20 protein-coding genes are annotated in these 21,641 nt (G+C 64.9%); 13 read left to right on the forward strand and 7 right to left on the reverse strand.

What is annotated here, in order from left to right; all coding sequences use genetic code 11:
- Positions 1-38: 38 nt before the first annotated feature.
- The 5 genes from msbA to BXE_RS05675 all read left to right on the forward strand — a co-directional run bounded on the left by msbA (position 39) and on the right by BXE_RS05675 (position 7,106).
- Positions 39-1,832, forward strand: a complete 1,794-nt coding sequence (gene msbA, locus BXE_RS05655) for a lipid A export permease/ATP-binding protein MsbA (RefSeq protein WP_011487426.1) — start codon at positions 39-41, stop codon at positions 1,830-1,832.
- A 112-nt stretch (positions 1,833-1,944) separates the two neighbouring features.
- Positions 1,945-3,021 (forward strand): glycosyltransferase family 4 protein, encoded by a 1,077-nt coding sequence (locus tag BXE_RS05660; RefSeq protein ID WP_011487427.1) that lies wholly within the window; start codon positions 1,945-1,947, stop codon positions 3,019-3,021.
- Between the two features lie 355 nt (positions 3,022-3,376).
- Complete coding sequence (locus BXE_RS05665; RefSeq protein ID WP_011487428.1) at positions 3,377-4,504, forward strand: glycosyltransferase family 9 protein; 1,128 nt, start codon at positions 3,377-3,379, stop codon at positions 4,502-4,504.
- Entirely contained in the window at positions 4,504-5,850 is a 1,347-nt protein-coding gene (locus tag BXE_RS05670; RefSeq protein ID WP_011487429.1) for an O-antigen ligase family protein, read from the forward strand. Before BXE_RS05665 ends, BXE_RS05670 begins: the two co-directional genes overlap by 1 nt.
- Entirely contained in the window at positions 5,847-7,106 is a 1,260-nt protein-coding gene (locus BXE_RS05675; protein WP_011487430.1) for a glycosyltransferase, read from the forward strand. The genes BXE_RS05670 and BXE_RS05675 overlap by 4 nt, the downstream gene beginning before the upstream one ends.
- 96 nt (positions 7,107-7,202) lie before the next feature.
- Here the strand turns inward: BXE_RS05675 and BXE_RS05680 are convergent, their stop codons facing one another.
- Positions 7,203-7,523 carry a hypothetical protein gene (locus BXE_RS05680; protein WP_011487431.1) on the reverse strand — a complete coding sequence of 107 codons (321 nt, stop codon included), beginning with the start codon at positions 7,521-7,523 and terminating at the stop codon, positions 7,203-7,205.
- Positions 7,524-7,608: 85 nt separating this feature from the next.
- The gene (locus BXE_RS05685) at positions 7,609-7,959 is read right to left on the reverse strand and encodes an ester cyclase (RefSeq protein WP_267886363.1); all 351 of its coding nucleotides are present in this window, start codon (positions 7,957-7,959) and stop codon (positions 7,609-7,611) included.
- Here BXE_RS05685 and BXE_RS05690 point away from each other — a divergent pair.
- The 4 genes from BXE_RS05690 to BXE_RS05705 all read left to right on the forward strand — a co-directional run bounded on the left by BXE_RS05690 (position 7,958) and on the right by BXE_RS05705 (position 12,675).
- Entirely contained in the window at positions 7,958-8,890 is a 933-nt protein-coding gene (locus tag BXE_RS05690) for a recombination-associated protein RdgC (RefSeq protein ID WP_011487432.1), read from the forward strand. The two genes, BXE_RS05685 and BXE_RS05690, sit on opposite strands and share 2 nt — an antisense overlap.
- Positions 8,891-9,040: 150 nt before the next feature.
- Entirely contained in the window at positions 9,041-10,468 is a 1,428-nt protein-coding gene (locus BXE_RS05695) for an HdeD family acid-resistance protein (RefSeq protein ID WP_011487433.1), read from the forward strand.
- A 354-nt stretch (positions 10,469-10,822) separates the two neighbouring features.
- The gene (locus BXE_RS05700) at positions 10,823-11,731 is read left to right on the forward strand and encodes a transglutaminase family protein (RefSeq protein WP_011487434.1); all 909 of its coding nucleotides are present in this window, start codon (positions 10,823-10,825) and stop codon (positions 11,729-11,731) included.
- 140 nt (positions 11,732-11,871) lie between these two features.
- Complete coding sequence (locus tag BXE_RS05705) at positions 11,872-12,675, forward strand: transglutaminase-like domain-containing protein (RefSeq protein ID WP_038458179.1); 804 nt, start codon at positions 11,872-11,874, stop codon at positions 12,673-12,675.
- A gap of 87 nt (positions 12,676-12,762) precedes the next feature.
- Here BXE_RS05705 and BXE_RS05710 read toward each other — a convergent pair whose 3' ends face one another.
- The 4 genes from BXE_RS05710 to BXE_RS05725 form a co-directional block, all read right to left on the reverse strand.
- A complete protein-coding gene (locus tag BXE_RS05710) occupies positions 12,763-13,971 on the reverse strand; it encodes an MFS transporter (protein ID WP_011487436.1) in 1,209 nt (402 codons plus the stop codon).
- Positions 13,972-14,072: 101 nt separating this feature from the next.
- The gene (locus BXE_RS05715; RefSeq protein ID WP_011487437.1) at positions 14,073-14,543 is read right to left on the reverse strand and encodes a VOC family protein; all 471 of its coding nucleotides are present in this window, start codon (positions 14,541-14,543) and stop codon (positions 14,073-14,075) included.
- 33 nt (positions 14,544-14,576) lie between these two features.
- Entirely contained in the window at positions 14,577-15,041 is a 465-nt protein-coding gene (locus BXE_RS05720) for a VOC family protein (RefSeq protein WP_011487438.1), read from the reverse strand.
- Between the two features lie 151 nt (positions 15,042-15,192).
- The gene (locus tag BXE_RS05725) at positions 15,193-16,830 is read right to left on the reverse strand and encodes an SH3 domain-containing protein (RefSeq protein ID WP_038456665.1); all 1,638 of its coding nucleotides are present in this window, start codon (positions 16,828-16,830) and stop codon (positions 15,193-15,195) included.
- A gap of 287 nt (positions 16,831-17,117) precedes the next feature.
- On the opposite strand from BXE_RS05725, the gene BXE_RS05730 reads away from it, so the two are divergent.
- The 3 genes from BXE_RS05730 to BXE_RS05740 all read left to right on the forward strand — a co-directional run bounded on the left by BXE_RS05730 (position 17,118) and on the right by BXE_RS05740 (position 20,369).
- Entirely contained in the window at positions 17,118-17,540 is a 423-nt protein-coding gene (locus tag BXE_RS05730) for a TOBE domain-containing protein (RefSeq protein ID WP_011487440.1), read from the forward strand.
- Between the two features lie 197 nt (positions 17,541-17,737).
- Positions 17,738-18,238 carry a GAF domain-containing protein gene (locus BXE_RS05735; protein WP_011487441.1) on the forward strand — a complete coding sequence of 167 codons (501 nt, stop codon included), beginning with the start codon at positions 17,738-17,740 and terminating at the stop codon, positions 18,236-18,238.
- 421 nt (positions 18,239-18,659) lie between these two features.
- Positions 18,660-20,369: a putative bifunctional diguanylate cyclase/phosphodiesterase gene (locus BXE_RS05740; RefSeq protein ID WP_038456661.1), complete on the forward strand. Its 1,710-nt coding sequence runs from the start codon at positions 18,660-18,662 to the stop codon at positions 20,367-20,369.
- An 81-nt stretch (positions 20,370-20,450) separates the two neighbouring features.
- Here BXE_RS05740 and BXE_RS05745 read toward each other — a convergent pair whose 3' ends face one another.
- Complete coding sequence (locus BXE_RS05745) at positions 20,451-20,666, reverse strand: DUF2945 domain-containing protein (RefSeq protein ID WP_038456658.1); 216 nt, start codon at positions 20,664-20,666, stop codon at positions 20,451-20,453.
- Between the two features lie 158 nt (positions 20,667-20,824).
- Here BXE_RS05745 and BXE_RS05750 point away from each other — a divergent pair, with 158 nt between their 5' ends.
- Positions 20,825-21,634: a mechanosensitive ion channel family protein gene (locus tag BXE_RS05750; protein WP_038456655.1), complete on the forward strand. Its 810-nt coding sequence runs from the start codon at positions 20,825-20,827 to the stop codon at positions 21,632-21,634.
- The last annotated feature ends 7 nt before the right edge of the window (positions 21,635-21,641 follow it).

The raw sequence follows: 21,641 nt of genomic DNA on the forward strand, positions 1-21,641 counted from the left end.
CGCCGCGCGGTTGCCGCCCCGCATTCTCAGAGGATTCCTTGAGCGCGAAGCCAACGTTAAGCAAACCCATCGGTTCAGGTGAGGCGTCGTCGCCCGCCGTCGTCTTTCGACGTTTGTGGCCGTACATCAAGCCGCTGATCTGGGTCCTGATTGGCGCGATCGTCGCAATGGCCGTCAGCGCCGCGACCGACGCCGCGATCCCCGCGCTGCTCAAGCCTTTGCTGGACAAGGGTTTCGGCGCGCATGCCAACGACAGGGCCAAGTGGTTCGTGCCGGCCGCGGTGATTGGCCTCGCATTGATTCGCAGCCTGTCGCAATACGCGTCCGGGTATCTGCTTGCCTACGTGACGAACAAGATCCTGCTCGACCTGCGCCTGAAGATGTTCGACCGCATGATTCACACGAGCGTCGCGTTCTTCCAGCGCGAAACCGCGAGTACGGTGATCAACGCGATCGTGTTCGAGGTGAACCAGATTCTCAACGTGCTGCTGAGCGTGCTGGTCACGCTGGTGCGCGATTCGCTGACCGTGGTTTTCCTGCTCGGCTATCTGTTCTATCTGAACTGGCGTTTGACGCTGATCGTCGCGGTGCTGCTGCCGGCGATCGGCTGGCTGGTCGGCAAGATCAACCGCCGGCTGCGCCGCCTGAACCGCGAGCATCAACTGCTGACCAATGAGCTGTCGTACATCGTCGAAGAGTCGGTGGGCGGCTACAAGGTCGTCAAGGTCCACAACGGCGAACAGTACGAGATGGACCGCTTCGAGTCGATGAGCAAGCGTCTGCGCGGCTATGCCATGCGCATGACGGTGTCCGGTGGTCTCGCGCAGCCGTTGACGCAGTTCCTCGCGTCGATCGCGCTCGCGGTGGTGATCACGATCGCGGTGGTGCAGTCGTCGTCGGATCAGACCACGGTGGGTGGGTTCGTCGCGTTCGTCACGTCGATGCTGCTCATCATCTCGCCGCTCAAGCACCTGATGGACGTGAACCAGCCGCTGCAGCGCGGCATGACGGCGTGCGAAATGATCTTCGGCCTGATCGACGAACCGTCCGAGCCGGAAGGCGGCGGCAAACCGCTCGAACGCGCGCACGGCGCGGTGGAATTCCGCGACGTCTCGTTCGTGTATAGCGGCAACGCCACGCACAACCGCCACACGCTCGACCAGATCTCGTTCAGGGTGGCGCCGGGCGAAATGATCGCGCTCGCGGGCCCGTCGGGTAGCGGCAAGACCACGCTGGTGAATCTGCTGCCGCGCTTTTTCGATCCGACCGGCGGCCAGATTCTGGTCGACGGCGTGGCGATCCCCGAATACGATCTGCACGCGCTGCGCAGCCAGATCGCGATGGTGAGCCAGGACGTGGTGCTGTTCAACGACACGGTCGCCAATAACGTCGCGTACGGGCAGACCGCCGACGCCGGCAAGGTCAAGGCGGCCCTGCGCGCGGCCAACCTGTGGGACACCGTCGAGGCCATGCCGAAGGGCATCGAGACGCTGGTCGGCGACAACGGCATGATGCTCTCGGGCGGCCAGCGGCAGCGTCTCGCGATCGCGCGCGCGATCTACAAGGACGCGCCGATCCTGATCCTCGACGAAGCGACGTCGGCGCTGGACTCGGAATCCGAACGCCACGTGCAGGCCGCGCTGGAAACGCTGATGAAGGGCCGCACGACCCTGGTCATCGCGCACCGGCTGTCGACCATCGAGCGCGCCGACCGGATACTGGTGATGGAAGCGGGGCGGATCGTCGAGAGCGGCAGTCATCGCGAACTGCTGGCGCAAGACGGGCTGTACGCGCATCTGCACCGCATCCAGTTCCAGCAGAGCGCGGCGTAACGCGCACGACACGACACCACACGTCAATCGGTCCATTCACGCGGTCCGCCAACCCGGACCGCGCACGACTCATCCCTTAACATTTGACGAGGCGCTGGCGCGCGCTGTCTGAATGAAGAAACTTGGACTCTCCAGCAACGCCCTGCAACACAGCGGCGGTCTCGAGCGCTACGCAATGGACCTGGTGCGCGGCCTCGCGGCGCGCGGCGTCGAGCCGGCTTTCTTTGCGCGCCGTTTCGATGCGTCGCTGCCCGAATACGGGATGGTCGAGCCGCATCGCATCAACGTCGCGTTTCTGCCGGGCAAGCTGCGCGACCGCTGGTTTTCATGGCGGCTGCGCGCGGCACGGCGCGCGGCGCATGTCGATGTGCTGATCGGCTGCAACCGCGTCGACTCATCGGATGTGGCGATTTGCGGCGGCACGCATCTCGGCTTCCTGCGGGCGACGGGGCGCGCGCAGAAGCGTGCGGACCGCTGGCAGATTGCGCTGGAGCGCCGCCAGTACGAGCGCTCGAAAATCGTGGTCGCGCACTCGCAGTTGATGCATGACGAACTGCGCGAACTGTACGGTGTGGACGACGCGAAGATCCGCGTGCTGTATCCGCCCGTGGACGGCACGCGTTTCGCGCCGACGGATGCCGCGACGCGCGCCGCCTTGCGCCACAAGTACGGTTTCGCCGCTGACGAGATCGTCCTGCTGTTTCCGTCGAGCAGCCATGAACGCAAGGGTTTGCCGCTCATCGAAGCCGCGCTGCGCGACACGGCGCTGCCCGTGGTCGTGGCGGTGGCCGGCCGCCCGCCCGCGCGCACGTCCGCGCGGCTGCGCTATATCGGCTATGTGAAAGAGCTCGCGGAGTGCTACCAGGCCGCCGACTTCACGATTCTCGCGTCGACGTATGAGCCGTTCGGGCTGGTCGGCATCGAATCGGTGATGTGCGGCACGCCGGTCATTTTCCCGTCGACCATTGGCTGCTGCGATGCGATCGCCCCGCATGCGAAATTCGTTTTCGCGCCGGACGACGCAGCCGGTCTGCATGCCGCCGTCGAGCGGGCGGCGCGGGAGCACAGCGCCGGCACGCGTCGCACGCCGGCCGAACTGGCGCGCGACGCGGTGCTTTACGACCCCGGCGTGGCCGCGCACGTGGACGCGCTGCTGAGGCTGGCCGGCGACCTCGACAGCGCCCGTTAGGGACTCGCCGCACCCTTGCTGCAGAAGGGGCGAGCGGGTTTCCTGGCGCGGTTTGCGCGTCGTTCCGTGGCAGGGCCACATGTTATAATTTTGAGTTATCAGCGCTCGAACTCGCGAACCCGATTCGAGCCGAACACCCACTTATTTCATCGAGCTTTCCATGCCGGCCTGGACAGGCGGCGGGCCACAGGCGTCGCATCCCGAGTCGCGCCAGTCCGTCGTGACGGGGCTGTAGCGGCTGCACTGGAGGCCTTCGGGAAGAATACCGCTGGAGATTGTGCATGGCGAACGCGACCTCGCGCCGGGTAACGGCGTACAGCAAGATCGCGGCGGGGACAAACGCGCCGATGAGCCCATGAGTCGGCTTGCCGGGCGTCTTCGTATTTTTGCGCGGGCCATTCCGCGACTGCTGATCAAGCCATTGCGCCGCGAGCCGCGGCACCCGCGCCGTATCCTGATTGCGCACCACCTGTTGCTTGGCGACACGCTGCTGCTCACGCCGCTGCTCGCCAAGCTGCGCGCACAATATCCGCAAGCTCAGATCGTTCTCGCCTGTCCGAAGGCGATTGTGCCGCTGTATGCCGGCCGGCCTTTCGGTGTCGCGGCGTTGCCGTTCGATCCGCGTGATCCGCAGTCGGTGCGGGACGTTCTGCTTTCCGGACCTTACGACCTCGGCATGGTGCTCGGCGACAATCGTCACAGCTGGCTCGCGCTGGGCGCGGGCTGCCGCTGGATCGTCGGACACGCGGGCGACGAGCCGGCCTGGAAGAACTGGCCGCTCAACCGGAGCGTGCCGTATCCCGCTGCGCCGGCGGCCTGGGCCGACCTCGCCGCGGAACTGATCGAGGGACCGCCGCCGCGTGCTTACCGGCCTGCCGATTGGTCCGCGCCGCAGCATGCGGCTTTGCCCGAGGCATCGCAGCTCGCGAAACCTTATGTGGTGCTTCATCCGGGCGCGAGCACGCGTGTCAAGCGCTGGCCCAACGCGCGCTGGCGCGAACTCGCGCAACGCGTGGAAGCGCTCGGCTATCTGCCGGTCTGGACTGGCGGTCCGGGTGAAGCCGAACTGATTCGCGAGATCGACCCTGACCTTCGTCATCCGAACCTGGCGGCGCGGCTCGGCCTCGGCGAGCTGTGGCATCTGTTTGCCGGCGCGCAAGCCGTGGTTTGTCCCGATACCGGCGTCGCGCATCTGGGGCGTCTGATCGGGGTGCCCACCGTCGTGCTGTTCGGCCCCGGCAATGCCTCGATCCACGGGGCGGGGCGCTACTGGCGCGAGGTGCCGTTCGTGCCCATTACGATCGCGGAGATGCCGTGCCGCGATCAGCCGTTTATTTTCCGCCGCAAGGTAGCATGGGTGCGGCGCTGTGATCGCAACGAGACGACCTGCGTCGCATGGCGCGGCGACCATGCCGACTGCATGGGCCGGCTGTCCGTGGAGTCGGTGTACAACGCATTGCAAAATGTTCTGGTGAAAGTGTAATGACTCACACGGCTGCGCGAGTGGAGCGCGTGTTATGGGTTGCGTGTCCCGTCATTCTGTTCGTGGTGATGTTCGGCCACATGACGGCGCTCGTCTTCAATGCGCTGGCCCTGATGGCGCTCGGCGTGGCGGCGGCCGCCTGTTCGGCCGCTCGGCCATCGCTATGGCGCTGGCCGCTGGTGCTGCCCATCGCGGGCTGGGCCGGCTGGAGCCTCGCCTCGGTCGCGTGGTCCATGTATCCGATGGTCAGTCTGCACGCATGGTGCGACGAGGTGCTTTATCCGCTGGTGTCGTTCTGGGGCTTCTGGCTGTTCGGTACCCAGCTGCGGCGGCCGGCGCCCGTCGTGCTCGTCAACTGGTTCGCCTGCCTCGCGCTCGCCGCGATCAGCGCGCTTTATTGGGGGCATCTGCAACCGCCCACCGCCAATACCTTTCCGTTGCATTTCTATAACCGCGTCGGTCACACCAGCACGCTTGCCGTGTTTGCCATGCCGCTCTTCGCGGGCTTCATGCTGCGGCCGCGTTGGCGCGTGATCGGCGCAAGCGGCATCGCGCTGTGCCTGTTCATCGGACTGGCCACGCTCAACCGGTTTTTCTGGCCGGCGGCCGCCGTCACGCTTCTGATCGCACTGTTCCCGCTCTACCGGCGGCGCCTGTTGCTGGCGATGCTGGTCGTTGCCGTGATCGGCGCGGCCGGCGTCGGCACGCTCGAGTTCAGCTCCCGTTTGCGCACGGCCGGCACCGTGCCCGCCGCCACGCAGCCGCGCGACCTCGCCATCGACGGTCATCAGGTCTACGTGCCGGGCTCGCTGTCCGCAATCGGCGACACGGTATCGGCCGACACGCGTCCGAAGCTGTGGGCGTTCTATGTCGGCGAAGCCGAACGCCACAAGTGGGTCGGGGTGGGCTTCGGCAAGCCGTTGCCGGGTATCGTCTATCGCGGCGAAATGCCGGCCAGTTTGCTGGCCGTCGAGCCGCAAGCGCTGACGCACGCGCATAACCTGTTCATCAACACGTGGCTGCAGACGGGCTTCATCGGCGTCGTGCTGCAGACTGTACTCCTGCTGTGCCTCGCGGGGCGTTTCTGGCGGCTGCGGCGGGTCGACCCCTGGCTGTGCGCGGCGGGCGTGGCGCTGGTGGCGGGCATGATCGCGAAAAATACGACCGACGATTTCATGTGGCAAACCACCATGCTCGCGTTCTGGGCTTTTGCGGGCCTGTTGCTGGGCTGCGCAGAGCAGGCCGGTGCAGCAGGCGAGGCGCCGCTCGCGGCGGTGCGAAGCAGAACCACGGTATTGCGCAGCGAACAGCGCCGTGAAGCGCCGACCACACAGTTGGGCGAATGAGCACGGTGACGAACGCAACCCCGCCCCCTCCTCGAGCCGCCCGCGCTCCGCTGCGTATCCTGTTTCATATCAACGATTTCGGCAAAGGCGGCACCGAGACCGCGCTTCTGGCATGGCTGAAAACGCTCGACCGGCGGTGCTTTGCGCCGAGCCTGTCAGTGGCGTATCCGACCGACGACCTGACGTTCTGGCGCGCGCAGTCGATTCCCGACGACGTGCCCGTCCATGTGCTTGCCGCGTCGAAATGGATGTATGCGCTTCATCAGGCGGCGCGCCGGCGCAAACTGGGCACGGGCGCGAAGTTATGGCACAAGCTGCTGACCTATGGCGCGATCAGGCCGCTCGCGGCGCTGCGTTTGCGGCGTCTCGCGAAGCAGCACGATCTGATCTGCGACTTCGATTTTTCGCTGCGTCATGTGGCGGGAAGCGGCAATGTGCCCTGGTTCGGCGTGAGCCATTTCAGCCTCGCAGCACGGCTCGGCGGCAAGAGCGAGCGCTACGTCGCCCGGCGGGTCAGGCACTATTCGCGTTACTCGGCGATCGCCGTGCTGACCCCGGCCATGCTGCGCGAAGCGCAGGCGCTCTTTTCGGCAGGCGGTCCGGATATTGTCGAGTTGCCGAATGTGATCGACGTCGATGCGCTGCGGCGTGCGGCGCGCGCGCCGATCGAACGTCCGGCGGAGTCGTTTATCGTTTCGGTGGCGCGTCTGGACGAAGGTCAGAAGGACCACAAGACGCTGCTGCGAGCCTACGCGCAGGTACGCGAGCGCGGCCGCTGCAAGGCGGCGCTCGTCCTGATCGGCGAGGGGCGGGACCGGCGCGAGCTCGAACAGCTCGCCGACGAACTCGGAATCGGCGCAGCGGTGCATTTTCTGGGCTTCTGCGCAAATCCATCACCCTATATCCGGCAGGCGGAACTGCTGGTGTTGAGCAGCCGCTACGAGGGTTTCGGCATGGTGCTCGGCGAGGCGATGGCGCTCGGCACGCCGGTATTGTCGGCGGATTGTCCGACGGGCCCACGGGATCTGCTGGAGGACGGCAAGGCCGGCCTGCTGGTGCCGGTCGGCGACGTGGACGCGATGGCGCGGGCCATCGAACGGCTGCTGACGGACACGGAGCTGCGCCGCAGTCTCGTGCAGGCGGCGCTGCAAAAGATCGAAACGTTCACGCCCGCCAGAGCCAATCAGCGCATGCTGGAACTGGCGGCGAACATTTCGGCGAAGCACGGCTTGCCCGCCGCGCAGATGCCGCGCTGAACCGCGAACCGGGCCGCCCGCACACATTGCGTTGCGCATTTCGACCAAAGACGACGCGCCGGGCGCGCAAACCTCAAGCTGAATCGCGAACCGGATTCACACGCCGCCGGTCACCAGCGGCAGCACCGTCAGATCCGGATGCGTGCCGTCCACAATGCTGCGTCCCACATGCACACCTTCGTACAGCGCTTCGTCCTTGCCGGCGAAGCTCTCTTCGCCGTCGGCATGAAACGGCACCGCGTGACCGGGAATGGTCGGATCCGCACCGGGATGGCAAACGTAGCCGACATACGTATAGCGGTTATCCGCTGCGGCCGGCGTGTGCCCTTCGCTGGGCGGGTTTTTCGGACGAGGTGCGACGTGAATCTCGAAACCCTCGTACTCGACCATTTGCCAGTGTGCGGTTTCATCGGTCATGGCCGCCTCCGTCCAGGTTGCGCGCTTGTCAATGAGTCTAGGTGATTTCAGGTCCGAACGCGCTCAAAACGGCTACGGCAAACCACTACGGTTTGCTGGGGCCGAGTTGCCTGAGCAGCGTGAGATTGTCTTCGAGGTGCCAGTTTTCGACGATCCGGCCGTCCTTCACGCGATACAGGTCGAAGGCCTGGAAATCGACTGGCTGGCCATTGCCTTTGAGATTCTGGAACTGCCCTGTGAAGTGCCCGTAGAAATGCAGGTGAACCGAGGCGCGGTCGCCGGCCACCACGAGGTCGTCGATTTCCGCGTGCAGATTTTGAAAATGATGCGGGCTACGCGACCATTCGGCGTGAAAGCGGGGAGTCGGCCGCGCGGGTCGCCTGGCGTCGATCGTCAGATAGAATGGTGCGCTTTGCCCGTACACGACTCTGCCCATGTGGTTCAAAAACCTTCAGCTTCACCGTCTTCCCGCTCCGTGGTCCGTCACACCCGAACAGATGCAGAAGTGGCTCGCGCCGCATGCGTTCGCGCCCGGCAACAGCGTCGAGATGCAAAGCCACGGCTGGGCATCGCCGCGCGAGAACGATTCCGGCGACTCGCTGGTGTACTCGCTCAATGGCCAGATGTTGCTGGTGTTTCGCGCCGAAAAGAAACTGCTGCCCGCTTCGGTCGTCACGCAGGTGACCAGGGCGCGCGCGCTCGAACTCGAGGAACAGCAAGGCTTCAAACCCGGCCGCAAACAGATGCGCGAACTCAAGGAGCAGGTGACCGACGAACTGCTGCCGCGCGCCTTCAGCATTCGCCGCGACACACGCGTGTGGATCGATTGCAGGAATGGCTGGCTCGTGATCGACGCGGCCTCGCAAGCGGTTGCCGATGAAGTGCGCGGCCTGCTGGTGAAGTCGATCGATCAATTGCCGCTCGGCACGGTGCGCGTCACGCACTCGCCGGTCGCGGCCATGACCGGATGGCTGCTCGCAGGGGAGGGTCCCGCGGGCTTCACGCTCGATCAGGACACCGAGTTGCGTTCGCCCGCGGAAGGCAACGCGACCGTGCGCTACGTGGGACATACGCTGGACGCCGAAGATATGCGCCGTCATATCGAAGCCGGCAAGCAATGCATGCGGCTCGCAATGACATGGAACGATCGCGTGTCGTTCGTGCTGACGCCGTCGCTCACGATCAAGCGCATTACGCCGCTCGACGTGCTGAAGGAAGCGAGCGATCCCACCGCGCAGAACGACGACGAACGTTTCGACTCCGACGTCACGCTGATGACCGCCGAACTCGACCGTATGCTGTGCGATCTGCTCGACGCGCTGGGCGGCGAGCAGGGCGAAGCGATTGCGCAAGCCGCGGCGGCGTAAGACGCCTCGATTCGTGGCAGGCCGGCGCGTCCGCACAGGGCGCGCCGCATGCGCATGGACGGCGCCGTCGTGCCGAAGCGTTGCGCGCCCCAACCATGAACGTGTATAAGATGGCGATCGGCAGGGCGCGTCAATCACGGAGGGCTTGCAATGGTTCGTCTGGTCATGATTCTGCTCGGAGTCGATTACCTGCGCACGCGCTGGCGATCGTTGCGGCTCGTCGGCTGCATCAGTCTGCTGCTCGGCGTGGTCGTGTTTATCGATGCGCTCGATAGCGCGCTCTACTTTCCGATTACCCCGTTCGCATTGCTCCTGTTGCTGGAAGGCCTCGCCACGCTGGCCGTCGCATGGACCGGCATGGGCGGGCAACGTACGCTGCGCTACGTAAAAGGCATTGCGTTCTCCACCGCGGCGGCGCTGATTCTCGTCGGCCATGAGCACGGCAATTTCATTCTGTCGATGATCTTCGGCACGCTCTTTCTCGCCGATGGGCTGTTGCAGATCGTCTCCGCCAAAGTGGTCCGCTATCGCACATGGCGGCTCGCGATGATCGGCGGCGGTGTCGAAATCGCGCTGGCGATTTTTTTCTATCAGCCCTATCCGACGCACTACGTCGGCACGGTGCCGTACTGTCTCGGACTCGGTCTGATCTTCGGCGGCTGGAACATGTTCTTGCTGAGCACGCGGGTGCGGCGGCTCGACTCGAATCCCGCGGTCGCCGCGAACCCCGGGCTCGATGCAAACGACGCCGTAGCGGATGCCGGCATCGCCGCCGCGAGCGAACTGGCTGCGAGTCGTGTGATCGCGCACGAATGGGATGGGCCGCCGGCCGCCGATGAAGCTGCCTTGACCGTGCACGTGTGGACGCCCGTCGGCTCGGCGAAAAGCGAGGCGCGGCGGCAGCCGATCGTCGATCGTTATATCGCGGCGGTGGATCGCAATGGCGTGATATCGACCGGACATGCCGCGCTCGAATCGCCCGAGGGTATTTACATCAGCCTGTATCCGGGTGTCGAGATCGACCGTTCGCCCGACGACTTCGCACGGCTTCTGCGCGCCACGCGCGAGAACGACGTGCCGGGCCTGTTCCAGCCCGACTACGCGACCGAGTCGAAAGCGTGGTGTCCTTCCACGGTGCAGGTGCGAATCCGCAATTACGATCCGGTCCGGCTGCGGCGCTTCTGGGACACGTATCGGCAGGACACGACGTACAACCTCACGCATCGCAACTGTTCGAGCAGTGTCTCGCGTGCATTGGAAGCCGCTATCGAAGGGGCATCGGCGCGTGTGTGGGGTGGCCTCGGCGGATGGCGGCCGTTTCTGCGCGTGATCTCCACACCCGAACTGTGGGTCGCCGCGCAAGTGCGCAAGCGAGCCGCAACGATGGCATGGACGCCCGGCCTCACACTCGACTATGCGCGCGCCCTCAGCATGCTGGCCGACCCGCGGCCTTCGGGCTGGGTCAAGATGGCGCGCCTCGCGGTGCAGAGAATGGTTCGCTCGCGCCAGCAATGGCGCGAAGAGGCGCGCCACGCGCACGTCGCCGAAGACACGGCGCGCGACCCGGTGCGCGAATGAGGCGTGCTCGCGGCGAGCGCTGCACAAGTTCGACGTCGCGGTAAAAATGGCAATTGCGTCAATGGCTTGCAGTTTTTGCCGGATAGTTATGCACAGATTTGAGCACAGATTCTGTTGATAACTCCGCGCACGCAACGCAGCACCCAAATGAGTGTTTTCAACCAATATGGCGGGTGTATGCTGACCCCGTCGGTCAACTTGCGTTGAGACCACTCGACCACACCGGAACCCCGGCCGTGGCTCATTGAAGATCAAAACCGCGCGGCGCGCTCTTCGCCTGCTGCGGCTGTGGCTTTTTTACAAGCGTGAACGCGATGGACAGGACGAACCCAGCGGTATTCATCGGGTGGTCAGATGAATGAGCCGCAGCGATTCACGGTGCGCCATGTCAGTGTCTACCGTTACTCGGAACCCGTGCGTTTCGGCGAGCATCGCATGATGTTTCGTCCGCGCGCCAGCCATGATTTGCGCCTCGTTACCAACCATTTGGTGATCACGCCTACGCCGTCGCGGCTTCATTGGCTGCACGACGTATTCGACAACTCGGTGGCGGTCGCGAGTTTCGCGGACAAGGCGAGCGAACTGCGCTTTGACAGCGAAGTGACGCTCGAACACTTCGAAGCGCCAATGCCCGATTACGCACTCGAACCGTACGCGGTGAACTGGCCGTTCGCATACACCAACGAGGAAGCGTCCGATCTCGTGAACGCGCGCAGCCGCCCGTATCCGGACAGCGACGTGGACGAGTGGGCGCGCCGTTTCGTGCCGACGGCCGGCGGCGCCGCAAGGAGCGGCAAGCGCGGCGCTGGCGCCGCCGGCGGCACGATGGCGCTGTTGCGCGCCATGACGCTCGAAATCAAGAGCACGTTTTTCTATGTGCGCCGCACGGAAAAAGGCGTGAACCGTCCCGGCGAAACCTTGCGCAGCCGCAGCGGCAGCTGCCGCGATTTCGCCGTGCTGATGATGGACGCGGTGCGCTCGCTCGGTCTTGCGGCACGCTTCGTGAGCGGCTATCTGTTCGTGCCCGAGCACGACGCGGCGCAAGGCGGCGGCGCGACGCACGCATGGCTGCAGATCTATTTGCCGGGCGCGGGCTGGGTGGATTTCGATCCGACCAACAGTATCGTCGGCAACCGCCATCTGATTCGCGTGGCGGTGGCGTGGAACGCCTACCAGGCGCTGCCGTTGTGGGGCACGTGGCATGGCGCGCCGCATTCGTTCCGCGGTTTGCAGGTGGATGTGAGCGTGACTGAAGGCGAATGAGCGCGAGTAAGTACGAGTAAGTGCGAACGGGGGCGCAGCGCCGGATAAGCGGCGCACCGACAGGGCGCCGAATGTCCCGGATCGGCGAATCGAACGTGTTCGCACGTCAACTGAATGTTTCAACTGAAAAGGGCGCTGCGATGAAATTGCGCGTTGGCTACGAGCTGGTCTATGAGTGTGTGCAACCGACGCCGATGCTGCTGATGTTGAACACCCACTATTCGCACGCGAAAGAGGTGCTGAATCCCGATTTGCTGGTGGTCGATCCGCAGGTGCCGATCCGTCAGTATCGCGACTCGTTCGGCAATCTGTGCAGCCGCATCGTGGCGCCGCCGGGAAAAGTTTCCTTTTCGACGAGCGCGGTGCTGGAAGTGTCCTCCGAGCCGGAGACGCGGCCGCCATACACGGAACAGCATCCGGTGGAAATGCTGCCTGACGATACGCTGGTGTTTCTGCTGGGCAGCCGCTATTGCGAAACCGATCTGCTGTCCGACTTCGCATGGCAGACCTTCGGCACATTGCCGCTCGGGCGCGGCCGCGTGGATGCGATCTGCAACTACGTGCACAACCATATCGTGTTCGGCTACGACTTTGCGCGCCCGACCAAGACCGCGTGGCAGGCCTGGCAGGAGCGCAAAGGCGTGTGCCGGGACTTCGCGCATCTGGCCGTGGCGCTATGCCGGGCCATGAATATCCCCGCGCGTTATTGCACCGGCTATATCAGCGACGTCGGCCTGCCGCCGCCCTATGCGCAGATGGATTTCGCCGCATGGTTCGAGGCGTATATCGGCGGATGCTGGCAGACCTTCGACCCGCGCAACAACGCGCCGCGCACGGGGCGGGTGCTGATGGCGCGCGGGCGCGACGCGGCGGACGTGGCGATCAGCAATGCCTTCGGGCCCACGCAACTATTGAAGTTCGACGTGGTGTGCGAGCCGGTGTAGGTGCGTGGCCGTGAAATACGCCACGGCGATCCGGCGTGGCGTGGCGTGGCGTGGAGGCGAGGACGCGCACGCGAGTCATCGCGTGCGTTATTCCCACAGCGCCAACGCGCGCTTGCGTCGCGCCAGCGCCGCGCCGATCGTGATGACCGCGCCGATGCCGCCCATCGTCAGCGACAGGATCACGATGAGCGGACCGGTTTGCGTGCGCGTCGAGAACACGCTGACCAGCAGCCCGGCGAGCGGTTGCGTCAGGTTGTTCAGCAGGATCACCACGCCGGTGGTCTTGCCGTAATCCTGCGGCGGAATGAGCTGTTGCCGCGCGCTGCGGATATACACGTTGAACATCTTGTCGAAGCCGACGATCAGCAGGAAGCCGAGCGCATAACCCCACGGCGCCGCGCTGGCGCCGGCGATCACGCCGCCCGCGCAGATCGAAACGAAGGCGACGGAGCCCAGGGTGCGGGCGGTCCATGCGGCTCGTGCGATCGTCAGCAGAATCAGCACCGTGGCCACGGCGCCGGCCGTTTGCAGCGCGGCATAGTAGTGGTTCGATTGCGCATGAAAGCCCGTCACCATCGCGGCGGATGTGGCGAGCGTCACGCCGATCACCAGATTTTCCGCGGCGGCGAGCAGCACGACCTTCTTCAGGCCGGGCAGCATCAGCACATGACGCAGCGCGATGCGTACGGGCAGCGTCCAGTGGCCGGCAGCCGCGGGCGGCGGATCGGCGGTGCGAAAACCGCTCGTGCGTTGCCAGAGCAGCAGCGCGCCGTCGGCGCACAGAAACAGCACACCAGTCGCGCTCACGACCCATTCCCAACGCCATAGGCCGAGCAGCAGCGCGGCCAGCATCGGACCGAGCACGAAACCCAGTTGATCCGCCAACTGCGACCAGGCGAGCACACGCTGAAACTGCTGCGTGCTGAAGATCTGAGGCAGCATGACTTCACGCGCGACGAAGCCCTGGCTCGTCAACACGCCGCATACGGCCGAGAGCGCGATCAGCCAGCCGATGCCGCCGGATAGCCCATAAGCGGCGACGCCGCCGAAACACGCCAGCGCGCGCACGGCCTGACTCACGCGCATCAGTCTGAGCGGCGAGACGCGGTCGCACAACGCGCCGAAGAAAGGAAACACGAGATAACGGGGCAGCGTTTCGATAAAGAACGCGAGCCCCGACCACGAGACCTGATGCGTGGTCTGGAATACGACGAGCGGTACGAGAAACAGCAGGACCTGATCGGCGAGACGCGCGACGAACAGCGAGCAGAAGAAAGCCTGATGGTTGACGCGCACCGTTCATGTCCCGCCGTTCAGAGGTCGAGCCCGATCCTATCAAAGATGGCGGTCTCGCGCCGCCCGGCCACCCGGCGCGAGCGCATCCTGTCGCGACGCCGCTAGCCGCGATAAGCCGCTTCGAGCTGCGCGATATCCAGCTTGACCATTTTCATCATGGCCGCCATCACACGGCTCGCTTTGGCGGCGTCCGGGTCGCGCAGCATTTCGCCGAGCACGTCCGGCACGATCTGCCACGAGACGCCGAACCGGTCCTGCAGCCAGCCGCATTGCCACGGCGTACCGCCTTCGGTGAGTTGCGCCCAGTAGCGGTCGATCTCCGCCTGCGAGCCGCAGTGCACGAACAGTGAAATCGCCGGCGTGAAAGTGAACTGCGGGCCGCCGTTCAGCGCCATGAACTCCTGGCCCTCGATCTCGAACGTGACGGCCAGCACGTCGCCTTTCGGTCCGGGTCCGGCGTCCGTGTAATGCATCGTCGTGGCGATGCGGGAATCGGAAAACACGGATGTATAGAAGCGGGTCGCTTCTTCCGCCTTGCCGTCGAACCACAGGCACGGTGCAATCTTTTGCATGACGCTTCTCCTTCTCGCCGGACGGGCCGTGCGTTACTTCATGGCGGCCATTGCCTGCTGGATTTCTTCCGCGCTCAGGTCGCGCTTGTGTGTGGCCAACGACCAGCTGTGGCCGAACGGGTCTTTCAACTGGCCGTAACGGTCGCCCCAGAACATGTCGGTGACGGGCATCACGACGGTCGCGCCGGCGTCGACGGCCTGCCTGAAGCTGGCGTCGACATCTTCCACATAGTGATGAATCGTGACCGGCGTGCCTTTCAGCGAATTCGGGCCGAATGCCTGGTGCTCGGGCCATTCGTCGGTCAGCATCAGCATGGAGTCGCCGATCTTCAGGCTGGCGTGCATGATCTTGCCGCCCGGGCCGGGCAGGCGCACCTGTTCGACGGCGTTGAAAGCCTTGGCGTAGAACGCGATGGCGTCCGCGGCGTTGGCGCAGATCAGATAGGGCGTGAGCGAGTGCATCCCGTCGGGGATCGGTTTGACGGCGTTGCTGGACATGACGGCGACTCCTTGAAGTAACAGGTTCGTGTTGAAAGACCGACTGTACGAGCCAGGTCTCCAACGTTACGACGAGTACGTGACCGTTGAATCGACACTCCGGAAAAAATATTTTCGCGCCGGGCGTGCGGCGAGTGCCCGGGCGCGGGTTTTAACCGGCGGGATTGTCCTCGTCCGGCGGCGCGGCGGACGGCGCCGGGACGCCGCCCTGCGGCGCGCCGAGGATGCTGATCTGGAACGTCGGCGTGGCGGCGAGCGATTGCAGCGTGGCGTCTTCGGGAATGTGTTCGAACAGCGGCAAGATCACCGAGCCGCCGATCACCGCGCGCCGGCTATTGTCGGCGGGCCGCAAGCCCCATACGTCCTGATAGACGACCGGCACCGCGCTGCCGTTGCGGGTGGTATTGCCGATATACAGCATCACATGGCCGCCGATGTAGATCAGCGTGCGCAGCGGCTCGCCGTGCCGCGCCAGATAGTCGAGCCGCTGCGCGGGCGTGGACGACGACAGGTCGATCATCCGCCCGGCGCTCATCTGCGTGGACGAATGGCGCGGCAGCCACACGCCGAACGCCGCGAAGATGCTTTGCAGTTCCGACGAGCAATCGTTGTACAGGCCGCTATTGCCCCAGCCGTAGGGCCGCCCGACCAATGCTTTCATCAGCATGGCCAGATGGCGCGGCGTGGCGGTGAGCGGCGTCGGTGCGATTTGCGCGTCGCTCAGCGCGGCGGTGCGGATCAGTGCTTCGCCGTCCGCGTTGCGGGCCGGCACCAGTACCTGGCGCGCAACGGGGGTGTCGGTCGTGCCGGCCGTGCTAGTTGTCTGGCTCGCGTTGCCCGGATCGCTTGCGACGGGTTTTACCGGCGCCGGGCGTGCCGCATCGGCCGGGACGAGCGGCAGCAGCGTGCCGGCCGGCGCGGCGAAGCGGAACACGCCGCGGCTGTCGCGCACCGGCGCCGACGCGACGATCACCGCGCCGAGCGATTTGCCTGCCGCGGCGCGCCATGTGTCGACAAAGCGGTCGTCGGTCATGCCGACGCCGTCGCTGCGCACCCAGCCCTGCACATCGGGCGTCTGTACATAGAACCATGCGCCGTCGACGCTGGTTCCAAGCACATACAGCGGCGTTCCCGGCCGCACGGCCGAAATCTGCAGATTGTCGAACGGATAGCCTTCGCCGGCCAGCCGGTGGTCGTAGAACGACGGGTCGGTGGTCGGCAGTTCGCGCACCATCAGGTTGCCGGTGGCGATCGCGCGACGCTCGGGCCGATAGACGGGCGTCTGCGTGAACTGCCCGACGTTCATGTTTTGCGCGATCGCGTCGATCCACGCCTTGTCGTGCGGGCGGAAGTTTTCGCCATAGCCGATGCCCGCGCCGCTTCTGCCGGTGTTGTCGAACCTGTCGATACGCCGCTGCTGCAATGCTGCAATATCCGCGCCTTGCTGGCGATAGACGCGCATCGTCACAAAGCCGGCGTTCCACGGCGATGGCGCGCTGGTGCCGGTGCCGAAGTAGCGCGCGTAGAGGGCTCTGAAATGCGCCTGCTGATCCGCTGCGCTCAGGAACGGCTGGTCGTAGCCGGGGCTGTCCGGTTCGAGCCAGTGATCGACGTCCTGGTCGTAGCCGGCGATCGGGAACAGCGTGACGGTGTCGGCCGGCGCGTGGGCGTCGTGCGTCGGCGGCGGATTGCTGCAGGCGGTGAGCGCCACGAGCGCGGCGCACAGCGCGGCGGCGCGGCGAGCGTTCGGCCACGCGGCGGCGAAGCGGGATAGAACGGCAACGGGCATGAGTTTCCGCGAAGAAGGTCCAGAGCACGATAATACGGTGTCGGCGCATTGTGCCGCATGTCTTGTGGGCGCTTCATCGTGCACGCCCGCCATGTGCGGACCCATCGTGTACGCCCATACATGGCACTTATGTGGTTTCATTGGGATTCGCGCCGTCGATGGCGGCGGTGCGATACCTTGCTTCACACGCAGGCCGCCGCAACCGGCGAGCGTTCCATCACACTCGCTGCCCATCCGAACGCATCGCCTCGAAACGCTCGCGCGAGGCGGCAAAACAGGAGCACAACATGCAAACCAGTGCACGCAATCAATTCGCCGGTGAAGTGACCGAACTCAAACATGGCGCGGTGAACGACGAAGTCACGCTGCGCACGCAGAACGGTCTGGAGATCGTCTCGATCATCACGCACGGCAGCGCGACTTCGCTCGGTCTCGCGGTGGGCAAGAAAGCATTCGCGCTGGTCAAGGCGTCTTCTGTGATCCTGATGGTCGATGTGACGAAGAACCAGGTGTCGGCGCGCAATTGCATCACCGGTACGGTGTCGGCGGTCACGAAGGGCGCGGTGAATTCGGAGGTGTCGATCAGCGCCGGCGGCGCGCAGATCGAGGCGATCATCACCAACGAGAGCGTCGATCGCCTCGGTCTCGCGAACGGCAAAGCGGCGACGGCGATTTTCAAGGCATCGAGCGTGATCATCGGCGTGGAGTGACGCGCGATCGTCAACTGATTCATCCCCGTCGGCTTCAGCCTAACGATAGCCGGCGGGGCTTGATGGAATCGCAAGGAAAGAGGCTATGTGCATGGCGCGGCGCTCCGCTTCGCTTCGCGCTCCGTGAAGGAAACGGTAGCTTGCTTTAAACTGCTCGGTCCACTGTTCCTCTTTCCGCTTTCATCACGGACGCCGTCATGTTCGAAGTCTCCACCGCCTCGCATCTGCCCAAAGCCGCGCACTACGAAGAACTGGTCGCCCAGGCGCGCTCGCTGTTAGCCGGCGAAACCGACTGGATCGCGAACGCCGCGAATTTTTCCGCATTCGTGTTTCACTCCCTCAGTGATCTGAACTGGGCGGGATTCTATTTCCACGACGGTCAGGAACTGGTCGTCGGACCGTTCCAGGGCAAGCCCGCGTGCGTGCGCATCGCGCTGGGCAAGGGCGTATGCGGCACGGCGGCGCAAACCCGGCAGACCCAGGTCGTGCGTGACGTGCATGAATTTCCCGGGCATATTGCCTGCGATTCGGCCTCGCAATCGGAAATCGTCGTGCCGCTGGTCGCGCCGGACGGCACGCTGATCGGCGTGTGGGATGTCGATAGCCCGGTGGTCGCACGCTTCGACGAAGAAGACGCGAAGGGCATGGAAGCGCTGTGTGCGGTGTTCATCCAGGCCGCGTTGCCGCGCGCCGCGTAGGCTTCCCGGGATTTGCGCAGCAGCGGTGCGGAGGGCTCTTTTGCTTTTCCGCAGAGTCTCCGCCGCTGCCAGCAGCCGATGACGTTCGCCGCCGACGTCACCCCGGCAAACACATCAGCATGACGCCGCTCGGCGAACCGCTTGCGGTGTTCTGCTCGAACCGCTCGACTGGCGACTGCACCTGATCGATTGAATCGCCACCTTTGCCGCAAAGCGTCGGGGATTACACCAAGGGAAACGATTGGCGTGAAGAACGCAGGCTCTGCGAGGTCGGCGGGTGCGCGAAAGCCGTTATCATACGCACGGCTGCCCAAAACATTGGACTGGAGTTGCGCCGCTTTACTCGGGACTTTACTGTTTGCGCGCGTCAAAAACACGTTCGATCGCTTCGACTACTCACGAATATCAAAAGGCTGGCGCGATGCAAGACCACCTCTACGCCGCAGCGCGTCCGCGCGACGCCGCGCTAGCGTCGGCGCCTTGCGGCATGTTCATCTGCCGCGCGGATGGCACGTTCGATTCCGTCAACGCCGCTTTCGAAAAGCTGACTGGATTTGCGGCAGAGGAACTGATCGGGCGGCGCACTTTCGAATCTTTGCTCGATCCGGCCGAATTAGCGAGGCGCCGCGCCGAGCTTCCGCAGCTTGAAATGGTGACTTCGCGCTACGAAAGCGAATGGAGTTTCCTCAGGCGCAATGGCACGCCGATTCGCGTGGTGCTGGCGTTGGCGCCGCTTGTCGCGGGGCCGGCGCATGCGGGCGGTGCAGGCGCCGGACCGGCGTGTTATGTGGGCATGGCATTCGACATGACACGTTACGCGCAGTCGGAAGCGCGTCTCTGGTATGTCGCGCATCACGACGGCGTGACCCGTCTGCCGAATCAAACGCTTTTTACTGAACGGCTGGAGTTGACGATCGCGCGTTGCCAGCGCAACGGCAGCGGTTTTACCGTGCTGATCGCCGAACTCGATCACTTGCGCAAACTGCGCGACGCGCTCGGTTTGCACGCCGCCGAGCTCGTGCTGCAGATCGTCGGTGAACGCTTGCGCGGCCTCTTTCCAAACGACGGCACGATCGCCTCGATCGGCGGGACGCAGTTCGCGCTGCTGGTCAACGAAACCGGCGCAGCCGCCGATGCCTTCGCGGCCGAAGCGCTGGCCCGCATCGCCGAAGCCATCGACTACGCCGGCACCGCGTTGAACATTACCGCGAGCATCGGCATCGTCGCTTATCCGGCCGATGGTGGCGATGCGCCTACGCTGATGCGTCGCGCGGGCGTGGCGTTGTCGGCGGCATCGGCCGTGACGGGCAATGCGGTGCGGCGCTTTTCCGCCGCGCTGGAAGGTCAGGCCGCGCGCCGCTTCGAGCTGGAGACCATGCTGCGTGAAGCGATCGAGCGTCAGCAACTGCATCTCGTGTATCAACCGCAGGTGACGCTCTCCACTGGCCGTATCGCGCAAGTCGAAACGCTGCTGCGCTGGAACCATCCGCAGCGCGGGCTGATCAGCCCGGTCGAATTCGTGCCGGTCGCGGAGGAGGCGGGTCTGATCGAGCAGATCGGCGAGTGGGTGATCCGGACCGCGTGCCGCGACGCCGGCAAATTGCTGCGACTGACCGGCACGTTGCCGCGCTTCGCGGTGAATGTATCGCCGCAGCAGTTCCAGCGGCAAAACCTGTTCGAGACGATTCGCGAAGCACTCGATGAGGCCGCGCTCGACCCTTCCTACCTCGAAGTGGAAATCACCGAAGGAGTGCTGCTCGGCGACACCGAGCAAGCTTTGCAAACGCTCTTTGCGTTGCGCGAACTGGGCGTGGAAGTCGCGGTGGACGATTTCGGCACCGGCTATTCGAGCCTCGCGTATCTGACGCGTTTCCCGCTGAATCGCCTGAAAATCGACCGCTCGTTCGTGATGCGCATGAGCACGGATTCGCAGTGTGAGGCGCTGGTCGGCGCCATCATCGCGATGGCGCATGCGCTCAAATCGCGCGTAACGGCCGAAGGCGTCGAAACGGCGGAGCAGGCCGCGCAACTCGAAGCGCTCGGCTGTGACGAAGCGCAAGGCTTCTGGTTCTCGCGTCCGATTACGGTTGGCGCGCTGCGGAATTTGTTGAGGCCGTTGGGCACACCCTAAGGCGCGGATTTGCCGGCAGCCCGATGACGCGCCGGCATGCAGTATTGCCACCATGCCGGCAGCTATGCTTAGCCATCCATATCAATTCTTGATCCGGTGCAGCGCTTCGCCGCGATGAATAGCATGCTTGCCGCTCTTCTCGCTTTGCACTTCGTAATGCGGGCCGGATGGGGACGCATCCACGGTTCTACCCTCAACGGTCGTATGGGCGGAGATGACGCGCACTACCTTGCCCTGCGTGACGCCTTGCGGCGTGTTCCAGCCAACGCGATCTCCGGGCTTCAGAAGTTGGGACATAGGGTACTCGCTCCTATACACGATTCAGGGCCACCGCTCCCGCGAACATGCTTCAGCAAGCAGTGTGCCTCGCTACGTGGGCGCGTAAAGGGCAGGAAAGGGCAGGAACGCATCCTGCTTCGCTGCATCACGACACCGCAACGGAACGAAGACTCAAGATGAACGATCTCCTCGCCCGACTCTTTCACTTCCAGCCGTCGCTGCTCGTCACGTTGACGCACGACGCCCTTCATATCGTGCTGGCCGTGCTGATCCTCGTGGTCGGCTGGTGGCTGTCGAATCGCGTCGGCACGATGTTCGCCCGAACGCTCGCGCGCACGCATGCGGACCCGACGCTCGCGCCGATGCTGGCGGCCATGAGCACGTGGGCCGTGCGCGTGCTGGTTGTCATCGCGGCGCTAGGCGAAGTCGGCATCGCGACCGCGAGCGTGCTGGCGGTGCTCGGTGCGGCCGGTCTGGCGATTGGACTCGCGTTGCAAGGCACGCTGCAGAACATCGCGGCCGGCATGATGCTGCTGATGCTGCGGCCGTTTCGCGTCGGCGACGTGATCGAAGGCAGCGGCGCGGCGGCGGGTATCGTGCGCGAAGTGGGGCTCTTCACCACGCGCATCGAGCGCGGCGACGGCAACGCGGTATTCGTGCCTAACAGCCAGATCTGGAGCAATCCGGTGATCAACTACAGCAGCGGCGGCACGCAGCGTATCGAGGTCGAAGTGGGCCTCGCGCAGCGCAAGGATGTCGACGCGGCGATCGGCGAATTGAAAAAGCTCGTCGCCGACGAACCGCGCGTGCTGAGCGGAGCCACGCTCGCACCGATCGTCACGGTGGCGGACTATCCGGACGATGGCGGCGCGACGCTGCGCATCGCGGCGTGGGTGCGCACGCCGGACGCGTCGCTTGCGAGCGGCGACTTGCACGAGCACGCACAGGCCGCGCTCGAACAGGCCGGTTGTCCGGTCGCGGCCTAGCGCCTCG

Source organism: Paraburkholderia xenovorans LB400 (assembly GCF_000013645.1).
Taxonomy (GTDB): Bacteria; Pseudomonadota; Gammaproteobacteria; order Burkholderiales; family Burkholderiaceae; genus Paraburkholderia; species Paraburkholderia xenovorans.